The sequence below is a fragment of the Pseudofrancisella aestuarii genome (assembly GCF_003574475.2).
In the GTDB taxonomy this organism is placed as follows: Bacteria; Pseudomonadota; Gammaproteobacteria; order Francisellales; family Francisellaceae; genus Francisella; species Francisella aestuarii.
Genome location: NZ_QLIS02000001.1, coordinates 735,622 through 752,149 on the forward strand (window position 1 = coordinate 735,622; position 16,528 = coordinate 752,149).

Consider the following 16,528-nt stretch of genomic DNA (forward strand, 5'->3'; position numbering starts at 1 on the left):
AAATCAGTAGATTATACTAATAATCCTTTAGACAAATTGTTTTTTTATCTTCATAATGTATTGTGAGAAATGAGAAAAAATGAGAAATTATGAGAAGCCTAGCTAATATATCAGAGGCTAATATATATGACTCTGTAAATTATATATCCTCTACAACAGATCAAGATTCATCAGCTCTAATTGCATTAGAAGCTAATGACTATCTTATTAAATCTAATAATAAAGATTTTGATTTGATTAAAACTCAGCTTAAAAACACAAGGAGTTTATACCAGAACAACCTTATTTCTGATCTAGATTATAAGAAATACAAGAACTATTACGAAATAGCTTGGCTAAAAAAAAGAATTAATGATTATAATGAATATTTTTCATCAAACTATAAAGATACGGAGAAAATATCTATTGCAATAGATGAAATAAAAAAATCTTGTCAGAATAAAACTATACTAAAACTACCCTACAAATATCTTAAAAAAATTACAACCCTCATAAATACATTGCAAAATGTTATAGAGAGATCATCAGACTTACAAAAGTCTAAACTCTTATACAAGCTTAACAAGCTAGTAAACAATCATCTTTCTAAAACTATTGCTTACAATGATATTTTACAAAAGCAAAGTATAACAGTTAATATAAGTCCAATAAATTCAGATTTTACTTTAAAGAATATTGATTTTTCTTCCACTGAAAACAAAAAAATCTTTAATGAAAAAAAACTAACTTTAAAAAATTTACATATTAAAAACTTAAAAATAAAAGAATCTTTATATGGACTGGAAGGAGCAATACATTTCCAACTAGTCTATCCAAATAACCATCCTGACTTTGAATTTCTACTAAATGCTAGCCAACCTATTTTATTAGATATACAAATAAAAGATACCTTTAATTTTCTGAAAAAAGATTCTAAAACTGATCGACATGAAAGGCTAACTCGTTTTGTTGTAATAGGAAATGTAACCGATCTCGTAGATATTGAAGAAAAATATGAATTTAGCATCTTTTCTCTCAATGGAGATAAGACAACAACAAATATGAAAGAATTTAAAATAGAGTTTAATGATCCTTTAAAATCACTATGGAGCCTACACAAGCCCATATATGTGGATGTTAAAAAAACTCTAGATGATGTAATTAAAGATAATTTCTTTTTTGAAAAACTAATCACTTTAGATACAAATAAAAGTGAAAATTTAAAAAATAGATTACCTCAGATATTTGTATCTACAATAAATAGAAACTTTTATGACTTTTTTATCGAACAATTACAAATTAATAAATGTGTAATCAAATACTTTTGTGATAAAAAAACTGGAAAAATAACTTACTATATTGTTGATAAAATTGATGATTCACTTAAAAAAAGTATAGCTAATACAGATGAAGAGTTAGAGCAAAAACTCTCTTCTTATGATATAAATAGCTTTAAAAATCAAAAACTTCTTCAACAAGAACTTATTTTTTATATAAAACAAAATGGAATTACTCCTGATATTACTTTAAATGGTAATAGAAAAATTACCAAATCTAATAATAACTCTTCGAAACCCTTTTCATCAGTATATGAAGATATTATAAATCCTACATTTTATCATCAACATGAAGAGCCTGATGAAAATAAAGAACAAGATTATTCTTATGTTCTTAAACTTAGTACAAAGAACACCCTTCCTTTTATTGATAGCGATATTAGCTTATCTAGCCTTCAAGCTGACGATCATATGCTTGGATCAAAGAATCTTAAAAATTTTTATATAAGTGAACGAACTATTGAATTTAAGAGAAGCCAATACGCTACACAAAAACTCTATGAAGATTTAAATGATTTTCACTATAAGTCTGATTCAGATTCAGACACTTATGAGAAAATTATCTTTTGTAGCTATCCTAGCCTAACTCACCAAGAATCTATAACATACAACCTATTAGACTATAAAGAATTGAGAGCTGAGTACCCTTATTTCAAACCTTTTGAATCATTAAATATAATTGGTAAAGTTACCATTGGTGATAATGTTAATAAAGATTCAAAAAAAGCTTATAAGTTTTTCAAAAACTTTAAATCTGAGGAAAGCTCTTTTTCAGAGTTTCAAGAAAATGGTGAAAAAGGCACACCAACGATATTTAATAGTAAACTTCAATTATTTTATGCAATAGAAATACCTAAAGAAATATTAGGTCCAAAATGCTCTGAAAAGCCTATTTTATATATGCCATCTAAAATAAATGTAAATTCAGCAAACAACCAATTTATGCCTTTACGGAATGACGATATAGTTATATCTCAGCTCCAATCAGTAGATACATGTGAAATTACCCAAATAATTTCTAATACTGCAATATCTACAGATAAAGCTCAGAAACAACTGTTACAAAGACAATTATTAGGAGCAAAAGAAAATTGCGAAATTGCCTACACACAAGCTAATGATGATGAAACTTACTCCGTAATTCAAGAAAATGAAAAAAATGAGAGTTCTTTTTTTATAAACAATAAAAATGGAATTTTCTTAAAATATAAAGCAAAAGGAAACTAATATGAACTTTATAATAGAATACCCTCTAATTACTCTATTAATAATACTTATATTTGTAGTAGGACTGTTCTTTGCCATAGCCTTTTTAAAGAAGATAATGTCTCGTCCTAAAAAACAACAATCTATTTCTACCAACATAATAAAAACGGCTAGAAAACTTATAAAAAGAAATGGTATAAAAAATAAATTAAGTGGATTATACATATTTTATGGAGATTTTTCCTCAGCAAAAGACTATTTGAATAAACTTAAACCTAATGCAAATATCTTAAACTATAATGATTTTACTTATATTGCTATTGACAGAACAAAAACAACGGTATTAGTAAATCATGATAATATATCTAATATAAGAGTATTAAAAAATAAGCTTAACCTTCAATACTTCAAGCTTAATGTATGTTTTAACATCTCAGGCCATAATTATTACGAAGAGAATTATCTAAAAGAGATTTGTAAAATATTCCCAAGACAAGAGTTTAAAACTTTAGTTATATCCTTTTATAGTAATGAATCATTAGAAAGTATTGATTCTTTTAATCAAGCCATAGGAAAAGATAACACCTTTAAACTAACTAAAGATCCTAATATAGATCATAAAGCTCTTAAAAATCTTGCTTCAAAAGTTCTAAACAACAAAGATATAACTACTAAAAAATATTTCAATATAGTAACTCTTAATAATATTGGGAAAACTATCTCAAATATATATCCAGAACTAAAAGCTGTTGATAAAGAGATTTATTTATATTTTGACTTGAATAAACCAAATAACGTGGCGATTAAAACAAGTATTAGTATCATTAGGTCCCCAAGATCTATGATAATCAATCTGATTTCATTGGCTTTTGCTTCTGTTTTTATTATAAATATTTTGCAAGACCTTAACTTAAAGCCAAAAATCACATTTAAAGATACTCAAGACGCTTCTAACGAAGACCTAACGTCGCTTTCAAATAAATTTAAAGATAGGTTAGATGGTGATGTCATATTAAGTAGCATCTACCCTAGCAATATAAAATATCATTATATTAATAAGCAATATGCTGATATTGCTGTAAGTCGCATTATTACAAAGAATTTTAATGAAACTACTGACTTATCAGATATTACGGCATATTTAATATTTTTTGAGTATATGGACAATAACTACATAAACAACAATACTAAAAATATTGTTAAAGTTATTAGTAGCTTGACCTCCATGTCAGAAGAGCAGTTAATGGCTGTAATAAAATACACTAGCCCTTCTGTTAAGCAAGATGTAATGAATAGTGTTTTACAAAGAGTTAATAAGCTGTATGATAGTGGTTTGATTCAAGTAGATCCAAAATCAAAGGATTATTTAACTACTAAAGGTTTCAACATAGAATACTTAGGACTATCAGATACACAAAGAACAAAGTTTATAAACCAAATTTACACAAGATATTTATATAGATGCACAATTGATAGTGTTATACCAGAAATGACAAAAAACTTTGTTCTTCCTACAGTTGTAAGCAACGTATTCTCAATTTATCATAAAAATTATAACCTAGCATCAAAAAGCTTATGTAACTCTACATTCATTGACTCAATGACAAAGAACATATCAGTTGTTTTAAGAGAAAGCGAGTCTAAACAAAACTTTACAAGTTTCAATTCTATGTTAAAAAATATTACTCACGTAGTATCGTCATTAGAAGAAAATAATGCAAACATACAATCTGAAAATAAGGATGCTTCACATAAGATAACCGTTTCTCTAATAAATTACGTTTTAAATAACATTGTAAACTCAACATATAACCGTGAAGAACTTCCTTTAACTGATCATGTGGAAAAAGAATTATATATGAGATTTACACCTAACTTTTACAGTAAAGAGATATTGATATCTCCTATTTATTCAAAAGAATATGTAAGAGACAATATAATTACTTTAAATAAAAGGTTCGACAAATTAATAACTAATTTAAAAGATAATTATGATATTAATCCTGATTTTATAGCTTCTATATATAAAAACTCTGTACAACATTATGAGACAAATTATATACAAGCATATAATAATATTATTGATGATCTAAATGCAGATAATAATTTTGAACAACAGATAAACAGTAAGGAAAGCTTAACCCTTTACTTATCTGTCATGACTTCAAAAGACTCGTCTTTTAATAATCTGATAAAGTTTTACCATGATAATACTGACTTAATACCTGATAAAGAAGATATTGAAAAAGGAAAAGATACTAAAAAAGATAAAAATGGCAAAGAAACGATATATGGTAAACTAACTGACTATTTTAAAGGTAAAAAGAAAGAAAATGAGTTTCCTTTATACTCAGTGATTGATAAAAGCTTTGATGAAAATAATACTTATCTTGATTCAAAATCTTATCAAGATTATAAGCAAATATTTAGTCAACTTGGGGGGCTCATTAAAGAAGAAGGATACACAAAGACATATAAAGAATTAGATAAAGGCTATAAACCTCTAGAAAAAGTATATTCAGAGCTTTCTTCTATTAATAACACAGATAATAACAGCCTATATCGCTTATTGAAAACTCACTTAGATGTGGCAGTTAAAGCGATAAAGATAATAGCAATAAATGATGCTATTACCAATTTAGATAATGCTGTAAGTCTGGAATATAATTTTATGAATAATCAATTCCCTTTAAATTACAATAGTGACAAAGTTATATCTAATGAGGTTCTTACAAAGCAATTAGATACTTCTGGTTATGTGTATACACAGATGAAAATTTATCTAGAGCCTCTACTTACTTATAATAAAGATACTGATCAGTGGGATAGTGTTGATCTAACTACCCCTAAACAACGAAGTTATGTAGAAAAATTTAATAAAGTTTATAAATTAAATAAATTTCTATGGGATGATAAAGGTAATCCAAAATCTATTGATTTTAAATTAATACCTATATCAAATGAAGCTAATGATTATACCTTCTTTAGTTTAATACTAGATAAAGAAAGTTTTATAAATTCTTTAAACATAGATTATTCTCATGGTATGAAGATACCATACAAATGGAACTCAAATGAGCCTACAACATTAATTATAAAGTTTAAAAATGGAACTACAGCTCAGAAAAGTTATACGGGAGACTGGTCTATACTTAAAGCTATTAAAGATGCTCAATGCAATGACCAAAATATTTGCACATGGACTCTTCAATATGAAGGAAGAAACTACTCTATTAGCTTCAAAGTAGAATCAGAATTTCTCAAAACACTAGGTTGGCAAAGAAAGGAGGAATCTTAATATGATGAAATATTTATCAAAAATATTTTTAATAGGAATTACAGTTCTTGGATTAAGTAGCTGTGCAAGTAGTGGTCTATATATTGATAACAATGTTCCTAAATCTAAAATTGTTTTAGAAGAGAATCCAGATCAGAATACTTTTTATGCTGATACTTACGAGTCTGTAAGCCAGAGAATATATGATACAAATGTGAAAGTCATAAATCTTCAAGATGGAGAGAATGACTTCCCTCTAAATAAAGACTCTAAGGAATATGCTGTATATTTCATATTACCAATAACAGATAACAACAAATTACAAAATTGGAAATTCTTAATAGATCCTACAGATAGTAACGAATTTACTATAGATAATGGAAATGTAACTAAAGACTAATAAGGAGATGCCATGTCGCATGCAGACCATCTTTTTAACCTTGAGGACAAAGGGTTATATATAGATATAAAAGACCAGGATAAAGGCTGCTCGACCAAACTAGAATCCGATGGCAAAATGACTACTAAAGTTACTGATACCATCGAATCAACAGCAGATAAGCAAATTTTAGCTAATGTCAAAGATTCTAAAATGTCTATAACAGAAAAAGAAATAGTCTTAGCAACTAAGAATGCTAGTATCATGCTAACAAATGACAAAATTATCCTAAAAATAGGCAACTCAACTATAACTATGCAAGACTCTAGCATTTCTATTGAATCCACAACTATAAATGTAAAAAGCTCTGCTGGAATCAATATAGAAGCTGGTCAAGATGTAGGAGTTAAGGGTTTAAATAATAATATTAAAGCTAGTGTAGCAACCAATGTAGAAGGTACAACAGTTAATATAAAAGGCAATGCTACAGCTAGTATTAAAGGAAGCGCAGCTACTATGGTGGGTTAATAATGTATAATGAATTACCAAAGAATCTAGAAAACTTATATATAAATATATCTCTTTATTATAAGCAAGAGTCTGGATTTGTATTGGGTAAACTAAATGACAATATTAATTATATAGATTCATTTTGTACAAAAGAAATTACTAGAAAAATTGATATCTATAACCTTGCATTCATTATCGAAGAAATAAAGTATTCAACAAATTATTTACTATCTTCTGAAGCAATTATATATAGCAAATTAATTGAAGATAATTTAGCTAAAATTGAAGCAATTAAAGATTATGACGACCTATATCAATCTTTAAAAATCTTAAAAATTCAACTATCTAAATACAAAACCATTTTAAGTAATGACTTCTCTAAAAAACTTAATGACCTAGAAAATAAAAATCCAAAAGAAACAATTTCTGACTTAAAATCACGTATTCCTCCTGATAATACTCTTCAGCTAAAGAACAAAGATATATTAATTGACTTATATATAAAAACCTTTAAGCATCCTGAAAGCCAACAATTAATTCAGAAATACAAAGATTTTTTTTCTGAAATTAAGAGTTTTACTAAAACACAACAAAATGTGAGCGAGTTTATACCATTAAATAAAAATCGAATTTTAAGCTTATTACGACTTGCTTATTTTATTAAGAATGGTGCTAATATAAGCAAGCCAATTTCTAGTACTGACTCTTTATTACTAAAAGCTTTTTTACCCTATGAACAAGATTTGTTAAACTTAGAGTTATTAAATAACTATTTAAATCTAACGACTTCAGATATATCTCTTAAAAATCTTTTTAATGAAAATAGTGATTTTATAAAAGAACTTAAGGATACTATAGATTTTGGCATATTCTCCTCCTCACAGTACTTTTCAGACTTTAAAATAAGCAATATATTTTTCCCTGAAAATAATATAGCTCAAAATGATAAATTGAATAACTTAGATGAGCTTATAAGTAGAACGCATGAGCTACCAAATTTACTTTTAGATATAAATACTCTTTACAAAAAATTAAATACTCAAAATGAAATATATCATAATTGCTTTATTGAGATAGAAAATGAAAGTAATATAGAGAAGCTACTTAAAAACTCTCCTGCAAAAATATTAAGTGATCTTGCAAACAAATATTTTTCTCTTCTATTAGATATAGCAACAAGTATAAATATTGCTCTTGCAAAAAGAGACTTTAACTTACTTGAACCTTTTATACAGTTTGAAAGCTACTTCGAAAATATATGCCAAGAGGTTTCTGTGAATTCATCTTTCAATAGCAATAATACCCTTAAATACTATATATCATCACTAAATAAAACTACTCCGCAAATTAATCAAAAGTATAGTACATTTTTAAGAAAAGAAGATAACTTAGTAGAGGAACTATCAAATAATATTATCTCTGATGATATATATAAAATGGAGCTCTTCTTAGCAAAAGCAAATAGCTTCCAAACCTATAAAGAAATAACCACTAAAGAACAACAATCTAATAAAGAAAAGTTTGATGTCGAAAAAAGTCTAAAAACTATAGATAAAGATATAGATAATAATAAGATAGAAAGCGCTAATACTACTGCAAAAAGACTAACTATCTACCTATTAAAGAATGCTTATTATAATGTGCCTAAATTAATATCAATACGAAACTTACCACCCTCTTCAAATAAGGTTTTTTCAATAATGCAGAATATATCTAATGACAATACTGTAATTAAAAACCTTATTAATAAACAAAACTTATATTGGAGTACCTAAAATGTTAAATACAAATCTTTTAGAAAACTCATTACAAAAGTTAAGCGAATTACAGCAAGATTGGGGTAGTAGTAAGGATTCTATAGATAACTTAATTTCAGAATTAAATAGTATAAAAAGTTTTTTATCACCTACTAAGCTTAACATTTCAAGTAGCGCCTCTACACTTACTCCTAGTATGACTGCCATGATAAAATGCTCATTTAGTATAGCACCAGGAACTTATTTAAGTATTAGAGTTAAAACATTAGCTGGAAGCTTACCTAGCTCTAATATAACAGATTCAAAACTTGGTGTTAATGTATTACCTTTTGCGGGCTGTACAAATCCAGCAAACCCGACAATGAACCCTTTTGTGTTCCCGTGGGTATGTATCCCAATGCTTACTCCTTTTATACCCACAAATCCAACAACGTTATTAGAGAATGCCCCCATAACAACGATAAATAGCAAGGCAATGTGTACATTTGCACCTGGAGGCATAGTTAGTTTTATTAATAGTGGGCAAATCAATGCTAAAACATCATGAGAGAAATATAATGGATAAATCAGCTGAAAAAGATTTAACTACAACTGAAGCTATTATACTTAAAAAAGCTTTTGATAGAATTGGCGAGGAAATAAAAGAAGATTTTGATAATAGAATATCTGACTATAGTAATAGCTTACTCTTTAAATATTATAGTAGCTTTTACTACTTCCTGCCTAAACTATATTTATTAGAGATAAAAGACAAGGGACATAATGGATATTATATTCCGCCACAAGAGTATTTTTTTATAGAAGATAAAAGAAATGCTAAAACTCTAACTTATACTACAAAATCAGAAACTGTCATTGCGCCTATAAGCAAAATTAAAACTATAAAAAATAATGATATTATAAATGTTTCACTAACTTTTGAGAATCATTTCGAATATGACTATCTAACTCTCTGGCTAGATCCTAACTTATGTGATGAAAACCCTTTTTTTGCAGCATATTTATTCAATCAAATCCTACAAAGTAATAAAAACGATGCTTTTGCTAGAATACAATTTACAAATGATACTTATGCAACTAAAGATATAACAATTGAAGCTGTAAACTTAGAATTAAAGCCTACTGAAAACATTATATTAAATTTATATGCTCCTAGCTGCATATATGGATTTAATGTAAAAATAAAAGATCTTTTTAAATATAAATCTAATACTGTAGAGAAGATAGACCTTAGTTTCAAAATCTTAACTGATAACTATAATCAAGAAAAAATTTCATCTTTATTCAAAGTAAACTTAATACCTATATTCAATAGCTTTTATGACTATTCTCATGCGACATTTGCTGCCATGAATTTATCTGAAAGCAAATTAAGACATCCCGAAATAGAGGATGCTTATGCAACAGATGTAATATCAATATATGAAAACAATAAGCTTTGTGATTTCAATGGCTATTACTTTAGTGGACAAAATGAATATTATTTTAACTCTAATAAACAAGCCCTTAACTATAATATAGTCTTTCCTCAGCTTGATAGAAATCTTTATGAAACCAAGATTCATACTTACTCAGCATGGTCTCAATTGACTAAAGTTTCAGATCTTATAGAAATCAATTCAAATGCTATTACATCAATAAATTGTAAAATATCTCCTTTAATCATAAGAAATGAGATTCAGAATTATAATCAGAATGCTGATTCAATATATAATATGATAGATATGCTAGTATCTGGCAATATTTACACAAAAACAACTTTTGTGGCTATAGCAAGGCTTTTAAAAGCTCATGATCACTATATATCATTATTAGTCGACTTATTACAAGACTTACACTTAGATACTCTAACCAATGAACTAATATTAACACCAAGTAAGAGGTATAACGATGAACATAAATACTTTCTACAATACTTTACTGAAATCATATGCAAATTCATTAATCAAAACACTTTTAGCTTTGTAAGAAAAGTTATATTAAACACAGCAGGTAGGTAATAAAAATGTCAGATTTAAAAGAAATAGAAATCATTCTAGAAATCATTAAGAAAACAGAAGACGTTATTAATAGTGAGAGTTATGATAATGAGCAAATTGCTTATTATCGAAATGATGTAAGAAAGCATGTTTTTTTCTTACAAGAAGAACTAATGGAAAAATACAGCGATATCATTTGTAAATATATAATATTTCCAGTTCTTGCCTATGTAGATGAGAAAATGATGTTAATCCGTGAAAAATCAAATAGAAATATCCAATGGGAACTTCTCCATTTAGAGTATTATGGAAGAAAAGATGGTGGTGAATATGTTTTTGAAATAATAGATAATATTACTTCAGACAATATATACCCTGAAACATGCTATCAAGTTATGTCTTTAATTCTACATAGCGAGTTTTATGGTCAATATTATGATAATCCTTATAACCATGAATTCCTAACTTACAAAAAGGATGTTGATAAATTTTTAAAAAATTTTACAAATAATTCTTTGGTTTTTATAGATAGCTCATCTGATAAATATATACCCACACAAAAAAGAAATAGAAATTTTCTAAAATATTTTTTAAGAGTAGGGATTCCTTTAGGCCTATTCGGTATAAGTGTATTAGTATTTTTAAACTGATTATTTTGGAGACGCCTTATGAGTGAACTTATAAATATTCTAGAAGACTCTTCTATAAATACTTTAGAAAGAATAAATCCAGTAAATAATTTACAGCTCTATGCTAAGTATGAAAATGCTGAGTACCAGGCTTTCTTGACAAAATTAATTGAAAATGTTGAAGACTCCAACAATATAGATATCTATAGTTTGTTTATAGCATTAAACTCAGAAATATGTCTAAATCTAGATAATCTTAACTCTATCCCAGACATTATAAACAAATATCTTATTTTTGTAGAAAATAACTTTGAAAATATCTCTCCTAAAGATAGCTCTCAAAAAAATGAATTATCTGAAAAAGGGATTAATTTATTCATTTCAGTAATAGATAGTAACTTTTCTGAGATATCTAATAACTTAGAGATATCAAACTCCTTTATAGAATTAGTTATCAAAGATATAGAAAGCCTAATAAGTTTTTTTGAAAGTAATTCGATTAAATACAATAAAACACTAAAGCAACAGCTTATTAGTACTTTAAAAAAAGTTGAAGCTTCTATAGTAACCGACACCTCTGAAGAGGATAACAGTAAAACTATAGAACCATCTAAAAAGAAAAATCTAAGAAATAAAGCGGATAGCAAGAGACAACTTAATTCGTCACAAAATCAAAACTTCCGCTCTCATAAATGGTTAACGTTAATAGAAAAAATTGAGGTTTTAAAAGAACTAATAGAAAATGAGAGAATATTTGAGACATCTATAGTTTATGATGATATCCAAAATCTACTAGTAAACTTTGATCCAAAAGAGTATTTTCCAGAGATATTTTTCCCTCTTTATAAGAAGGTAGCTCCTTATATTAAGGATATACACAAAAATATAGACCTTTACTCTAGCAGCATTCAATGGAGCATTGCTAAAAAAATGTACAATATTGATTATAATGAATTCTTAGAAAATTATGAAAAAATGCCTGAAAATAAACTTATAAATACTCCTTTGGCAGAAAGTCATTTTTATGGTACATCATCAGAAGCACAAGACTACTCTAAAGAAGAAAATAGAATTTTAAGTGATGAGGAAGCCTATAAAGAAGATATTAGTATAAATAATAAACCTTCATCTAAAAATAAAGAACTCTCCACTAAATTTAAACAATCTAATCAAGAGTATCTAGATAATAATGAAAATAATGTTGATGAAGATAGTTATTCTTATAATGATGAAGGTTATAATAGTAAGGAAGAAAGTGAGGAAGATTTGAACAAGCTATTTGATTTTTAATAACCCATGTACGCAGAGCCTATAAATTTAGATCAATTAAAAAAAGTTATAGAAAAAATTTCTATAAATAACTTATTGCATATACTTATTTATCATGGAATTGATATAAAAGATATAAAACTGATTCCTATATTAAAAAATAGTGTACCAGATTCTACCATATTAGGGATCTCATCAAATCGTGAAAGAATATATATAAAAATAAATGTATTTAAAATAAATATATTTTCTTCATTGGAAAGTAAATATCAACAATATATAAAAAATGGAAATACACAAGCTATAAATACTTTAGAATATGGTATACAAGCTTTACTTTATAGGTATGTTTTTGGTACTAAAAGCTTTCAATATCTTTTACAACAAAATGTATACAAAAAGATACCTCCTCTCTCTACAGTAAATGGCATTATAAATAGCTTATATAAACTATTTGCTGAAGACTTCTGCACTATTATTAGCTATGAAAAGAAATTTATTAATATTAAAAGAGAAGTTGCTACAGTAGGGCCAGGTAATATAGGTAGTATTTTCTTAGGTGGCTTTATACCCTCATTTGTTTACTTGATAAAAGTAAATATTATTTTCCTTAATCAGAATAGTAAAAATAAAAACATTTTGAACATAGAAGCAACAATAAAGAACTTTCATAAAAATATAAAGAATGATTTCATAGATATAATCCTTGTAGCTTCAATAGAGATGCCTAAAGAAGATATAATTTATCTTGGAGATTATAACTTAAGAAGCTAATATTTTTTAGGTGAATGCAATAAAGAACTCAAAATTTTGACTCTCAGGAAAGGCAGAAAATACGGCACTTCGGTCTGCTAAAACAAAATCCCACTCTGATCCTTTTTTAATCTCATATAGAGTATCTAAATTATTAAGACTTATAGCAAAGTTAGTCATAGAAGTATCCACTTCTTCGAGCTTAAGTCCTGATAGAGAAAGAGTAACAATACTCTTATTCCTACTAATACTTGTTATTCTAATAACATTTTTGTTATCAAATCTCGCATTATTAGGCGCATCATGTTTTCTCTTAATAACAAAATAATGTCTTTTTGCCACAAAAAACTCATCAGGAAAGTCTTCACAAATATACTTCTGACCTTGCAAATGAAATTGTACAAAATTACTAATCTTTTTATGTTTACATATATCAAAAAGTTTTTCTATTAATAATCTAAACTTACTAATTGGTTTATAAAAATCATATATAATATGTTGAATATTCTCTGCTCCATCATCAGTACTAACCTGCATCAAACTATAAATATCATGAATAATATTAAAAATATGTAAAGGATTTACATTTATCCTGTTTTTTTCAGAAAAACGTAACTCCCTATCTAATCTAGTTATTAGAAAACTTAAATATATCGAAGCATACGGTCTAGATATTGAAAAAACAAATTTATTAAAGGCTTTTAGTTCCGCCACTAATCTATTCATATTTAAAAAAAGATTATCCATCAAATAATGATCTAGTGTTAATAATGGAAAATCATAATCTACAGCTTCTAATTGACCATTATTAGACTTAAACAATGCTATTTGAATACTATATTTTACATTATAATCACGTTCTACGGATAGAGACAAATGATTAGTTATATATTTATTACCTTCTTTTTCCTTAACTTTTTCACTAATATTTAAAAAAAGAGGAATTGCGGCAGCTAACTCCTCATCTTTAACTTGAACAGATAAAGGATATGTTTTATCAAATAAAACTAAGCTTTTATCCTCTATGTAAAGCTTTAGCTCTTTAACAAGAATTAGCCCAGAACTTAGGCTCTCCATATCTAAATCGAAGCTAACTATACCCTGACGAAGATTAGATGGGAGAAAATTTGCATATGCAGCCTTCTCAGCTAGTGTAGTATCAGATTTATCTAAAACTTTACTATCTAATCTTAGGCCGTCTTCCCAATACAATCTTTCTAGAAACATTTTAGAATCCTTACTAACTAATAACTTAAGCAGATGCTGCAATATAACCTATTTTAGCTACACCTTTATCTGTACTAGCAGCGCTACATACAGGTAAACTTCCCTTATCAGTTGTAAGTCCATCAATAGATATAATATGATATCTCATACCATCTTTAGAAACACCCATAAGCTCTGTTGGCTCTATACTAATACTAAAAGCATCCGCACTTATAGGGTATAACTCAAGGTTAGATATATCTATTGTGATTCCCCATTTATCATCTGTTTTATACTCTTGCTTTTTATTAGAGCTTCCCAACTTAATTTTCATATCAGTAGCTCCTGCTTTTAAAATATCAGAAACTTTTTCCTGTATTTTTACTCGCGTACTAGAGTTTATTAAAGTTCCTAAAACAATACTTATAGTTGGATTTATAGAACCGGGAGTAATAGTTAAAGATATTACACTAGCTGCGGCCGTAGCATCATCAGCTTTAGTAACATCATCACCACCCTCAATAGCTACTATTTTTTTATCTACTTTTTCTCCTGCTATCTCTAATGAATCAATAAATATTCTAGGATTAGGATGCGAGCCTATACAAGCTGTTGTCCCAGTTCTCACAGATATTGTTTGACCACTTGTTACAGTTTGTCTTGATATTATCTCACTCATAATTATCTCTCCTCATTTCTTTATTTATGATGCAGCTTGACCAAATAGCTCTGGCTCAAGCCTAGTGTCTATAGTCATTGTAGTATCCATTCCCTCAAACTGAATATGAGGAATTACATTAACTTTACATGAATACCAGCCTGGCTTGCCAGGTATAGGCTTAACTTCTATAGACACATTTCTAAACGGATATCTGGCCATCTCTAGTGGCGTCGGTTGATATACCGTTGTTACAAATTCTGATATCCAATCAGAAAGTATTCCCTGGATTTCTTCTGCTCCAACTACGCTACCAATCTTATCCCTAATAACACACTTAATAAAATGTGAAATCCTTGATATACATAGAGTGTATGAAAGATTTGCTATTAGCCTTGAGTTTGCGGAATCAAAATCATCGACAAATTCCTCAACCTTCTTAGTTGAGTTTATGCTAAAAAAGCAAGCATTACTTGTTCCCTTTTCTCCAACAAATGGAATAAGTCCTATATTTGCTAAAGAAAGTTCCATATAGTCTGCAAATAAAACATTTAAAGGTGCTTTTGTTTCTAGAACGCCTTTATTATCATAAACACAAGAAGTTAGGTTCCTGACATACCCTCCACTTTCAACACCTCTTATAAACTGAAACCATCTTGTTTTATCATATGATCTCATCATGTTTTTAACTACGTGTATAGATGAAGGTCCCCACAAATAGCTGTTATTGTCTTGATAATCAACAAATTCATTGAAACCTTTCATAAGCTTTGATTGTACTGGATTATTCTCAGGATTATATGGTTGGCGAAGCATAAAATCTCCAACCGTTAAACCAATATAAGCAGCAACATCTAGGTTCCTAAAGTCATTCCATTCTTTATATTTAGGGTGCTCCAGAAGAGTCTCAAAACTCTTTATTTGAGTTATCTCAGATAGGTCTTCAACTCCAAAGAAAGATTTGTCAATTGATGCTACAAATGGTGCATGAGAATTTTTCGCCACCATTCCCATTCCTGTTAACCATGTAATATCATCCGTAGAGTTATTAAAATCATAAAGTCCTAATATAGCACCATATGGCTCTCCACCATATTGATCAAACTCAGAAACATAAACTTTCTTGAAGAAATCACTACTAGAAATATCATAAAGATTTCTCTCAAAATCATACTGAAGTTCTTCTTTTTTTACATCAAGGATACTGACTTCAACCATGTCATAGTCACCTTGACATACTTCTTGAACCTGTAACCATTCTTTCTCTAAAGCTTTAAATTCATCATTTGAAATGATTGCATTTACTTGTAAGTCTATGAGTTTATCTATAACTGATATAACTTTCTGTACATACTTTTGATTATAATTATTAATATCTTGATTATTCGCTAACACTAGCGAAAGAGCCATTAAGTTTCTAGCATTATAGTTTTCTGATAAAGAAAGTACTTTTGAAGCATCATCAGAAACGTTAAAATCAATATTTTGGAGAACTGTACTAACTTCTCCAGAACTCCCAAAATTACTTAAAAGCTCTTCTGTAAGGCTTACATTATTATCTGACATAGTATTCTCCTCTTATCTCTTAC

Annotated in this window: 13 protein-coding genes; 10 read left to right on the forward strand and 3 right to left on the reverse strand. The window is 27.9% G+C overall.

Annotated elements, in window-relative coordinates:
- Nucleotides 1–89 precede the first annotated feature (89 nt).
- Genes DNK87_RS03700 through iglJ form a run of 10 tightly spaced genes read left to right on the forward strand, consistent with a single transcriptional unit; the run spans nucleotide 90 to nucleotide 13,096 of the window.
- Entirely contained in the window at nucleotides 90–2,543 is a 2,454-nt protein-coding gene (locus DNK87_RS03700) for a pathogenicity determinant protein PdpA1 (RefSeq protein WP_119331276.1), read from the forward strand.
- A gap of 1 nt (nucleotide 2,544) precedes the next feature.
- Complete coding sequence (locus DNK87_RS03705) at nucleotides 2,545–5,820, forward strand: hypothetical protein (protein WP_119331275.1); 3,276 nt, start codon at nucleotides 2,545–2,547, stop codon at nucleotides 5,818–5,820.
- A 1-nt stretch (nucleotide 5,821) separates the two neighbouring features.
- A complete protein-coding gene (gene iglE / locus DNK87_RS03710; RefSeq protein WP_119331274.1) occupies nucleotides 5,822–6,199 on the forward strand; it encodes a type VI secretion system lipoprotein IglE in 378 nt (125 codons plus the stop codon).
- A 12-nt stretch (nucleotides 6,200–6,211) separates the two neighbouring features.
- Nucleotides 6,212–6,706 carry a type VI secretion system tip protein TssI/VgrG gene (tssI, locus tag DNK87_RS03715; protein WP_119331273.1) on the forward strand — a complete coding sequence of 165 codons (495 nt, stop codon included), beginning with the start codon at nucleotides 6,212–6,214 and terminating at the stop codon, nucleotides 6,704–6,706.
- A 2-nt stretch (nucleotides 6,707–6,708) separates the two neighbouring features.
- Nucleotides 6,709–8,463, forward strand: coding sequence for a hypothetical protein (locus DNK87_RS03720; protein WP_119331272.1), 1,755 nt, complete (start codon nucleotides 6,709–6,711; stop codon nucleotides 8,461–8,463).
- 1 nt (nucleotide 8,464) lies between these two features.
- Entirely contained in the window at nucleotides 8,465–8,992 is a 528-nt protein-coding gene (gene iglG / locus DNK87_RS03725; protein WP_119331271.1) for a type VI secretion system PAAR-like protein IglG, read from the forward strand.
- Nucleotides 8,976–10,445, forward strand: a complete 1,470-nt coding sequence (gene iglH, locus DNK87_RS03730) for a type VI secretion system baseplate subunit TssF/IglH (protein ID WP_244614599.1) — start codon at nucleotides 8,976–8,978, stop codon at nucleotides 10,443–10,445. The genes iglG and iglH overlap by 17 nt, the downstream gene beginning before the upstream one ends.
- Before the next feature lie 5 nt (nucleotides 10,446–10,450).
- The gene (locus DNK87_RS03735) at nucleotides 10,451–11,074 is read left to right on the forward strand and encodes a DotU family type IV/VI secretion system protein (RefSeq protein WP_119331270.1); all 624 of its coding nucleotides are present in this window, start codon (nucleotides 10,451–10,453) and stop codon (nucleotides 11,072–11,074) included.
- Between the two features lie 18 nt (nucleotides 11,075–11,092).
- Nucleotides 11,093–12,343: a type VI secretion system protein IglI family protein gene (locus DNK87_RS03740; protein WP_119331269.1), complete on the forward strand. Its 1,251-nt coding sequence runs from the start codon at nucleotides 11,093–11,095 to the stop codon at nucleotides 12,341–12,343.
- A 6-nt stretch (nucleotides 12,344–12,349) separates the two neighbouring features.
- The gene (gene iglJ, locus DNK87_RS03745) at nucleotides 12,350–13,096 is read left to right on the forward strand and encodes a type VI secretion system baseplate protein IglJ (protein ID WP_244614600.1); all 747 of its coding nucleotides are present in this window, start codon (nucleotides 12,350–12,352) and stop codon (nucleotides 13,094–13,096) included.
- A gap of 6 nt (nucleotides 13,097–13,102) precedes the next feature.
- Here the strand turns inward: iglJ and tssK are convergent, their stop codons facing one another.
- The 3 genes from tssK to tssC are packed head-to-tail and all read right to left on the reverse strand — an operon-like array spanning nucleotide 13,103 to nucleotide 16,505.
- Nucleotides 13,103–14,302, reverse strand: a complete 1,200-nt coding sequence (gene tssK / locus DNK87_RS03750) for a type VI secretion system baseplate subunit TssK (protein WP_119331268.1) — start codon at nucleotides 14,300–14,302, stop codon at nucleotides 13,103–13,105.
- A gap of 25 nt (nucleotides 14,303–14,327) precedes the next feature.
- Nucleotides 14,328–14,960 carry a type VI secretion system tube protein IglC gene (gene iglC / locus DNK87_RS03755; protein WP_162523379.1) on the reverse strand — a complete coding sequence of 211 codons (633 nt, stop codon included), beginning with the start codon at nucleotides 14,958–14,960 and terminating at the stop codon, nucleotides 14,328–14,330.
- A gap of 24 nt (nucleotides 14,961–14,984) precedes the next feature.
- Complete coding sequence (gene tssC / locus DNK87_RS03760; protein WP_119331266.1) at nucleotides 14,985–16,505, reverse strand: type VI secretion system contractile sheath large subunit; 1,521 nt, start codon at nucleotides 16,503–16,505, stop codon at nucleotides 14,985–14,987.
- Nucleotides 16,506–16,528: the final 23 nt, after the last annotated feature.

What these genes read in the sequence shown, in the direction of transcription:
- iglH (WP_244614599.1), top strand. Translation starts at nt 8,976, where the DNA reads ATGCTAAAACATCATGAGAGAAATATAATGGATAAATCAGCTGAAAAA.
- iglG (WP_119331271.1), top strand. Translation starts at nt 8,465, where the DNA reads ATGTTAAATACAAATCTTTTAGAAAACTCATTACAAAAGTTAAGCGAA.
- DNK87_RS03735 (WP_119331270.1), top strand. Translation starts at nt 10,451, where the DNA reads ATGTCAGATTTAAAAGAAATAGAAATCATTCTAGAAATCATTAAGAAA.
- iglE (WP_119331274.1), top strand. Translation starts at nt 5,822, where the DNA reads ATGATGAAATATTTATCAAAAATATTTTTAATAGGAATTACAGTTCTT.
- DNK87_RS03700 (WP_119331276.1), top strand. Translation starts at nt 90, where the DNA reads ATGAGAAGCCTAGCTAATATATCAGAGGCTAATATATATGACTCTGTA.
- DNK87_RS03720 (WP_119331272.1), top strand. Translation starts at nt 6,709, where the DNA reads ATGTATAATGAATTACCAAAGAATCTAGAAAACTTATATATAAATATA.
- tssC (WP_119331266.1), bottom strand. Translation starts at nt 16,505, where the DNA reads ATGTCAGATAATAATGTAAGCCTTACAGAAGAGCTTTTAAGTAATTTT.
- DNK87_RS03705 (WP_119331275.1), top strand. Translation starts at nt 2,545, where the DNA reads ATGAACTTTATAATAGAATACCCTCTAATTACTCTATTAATAATACTT.
- iglJ (WP_244614600.1), top strand. Translation starts at nt 12,350, where the DNA reads ATGTACGCAGAGCCTATAAATTTAGATCAATTAAAAAAAGTTATAGAA.
- tssK (WP_119331268.1), bottom strand. Translation starts at nt 14,302, where the DNA reads ATGTTTCTAGAAAGATTGTATTGGGAAGACGGCCTAAGATTAGATAGT.
- tssI (WP_119331273.1), top strand. Translation starts at nt 6,212, where the DNA reads ATGTCGCATGCAGACCATCTTTTTAACCTTGAGGACAAAGGGTTATAT.
- DNK87_RS03740 (WP_119331269.1), top strand. Translation starts at nt 11,093, where the DNA reads ATGAGTGAACTTATAAATATTCTAGAAGACTCTTCTATAAATACTTTA.
- iglC (WP_162523379.1), bottom strand. Translation starts at nt 14,960, where the DNA reads ATGAGTGAGATAATATCAAGACAAACTGTAACAAGTGGTCAAACAATA.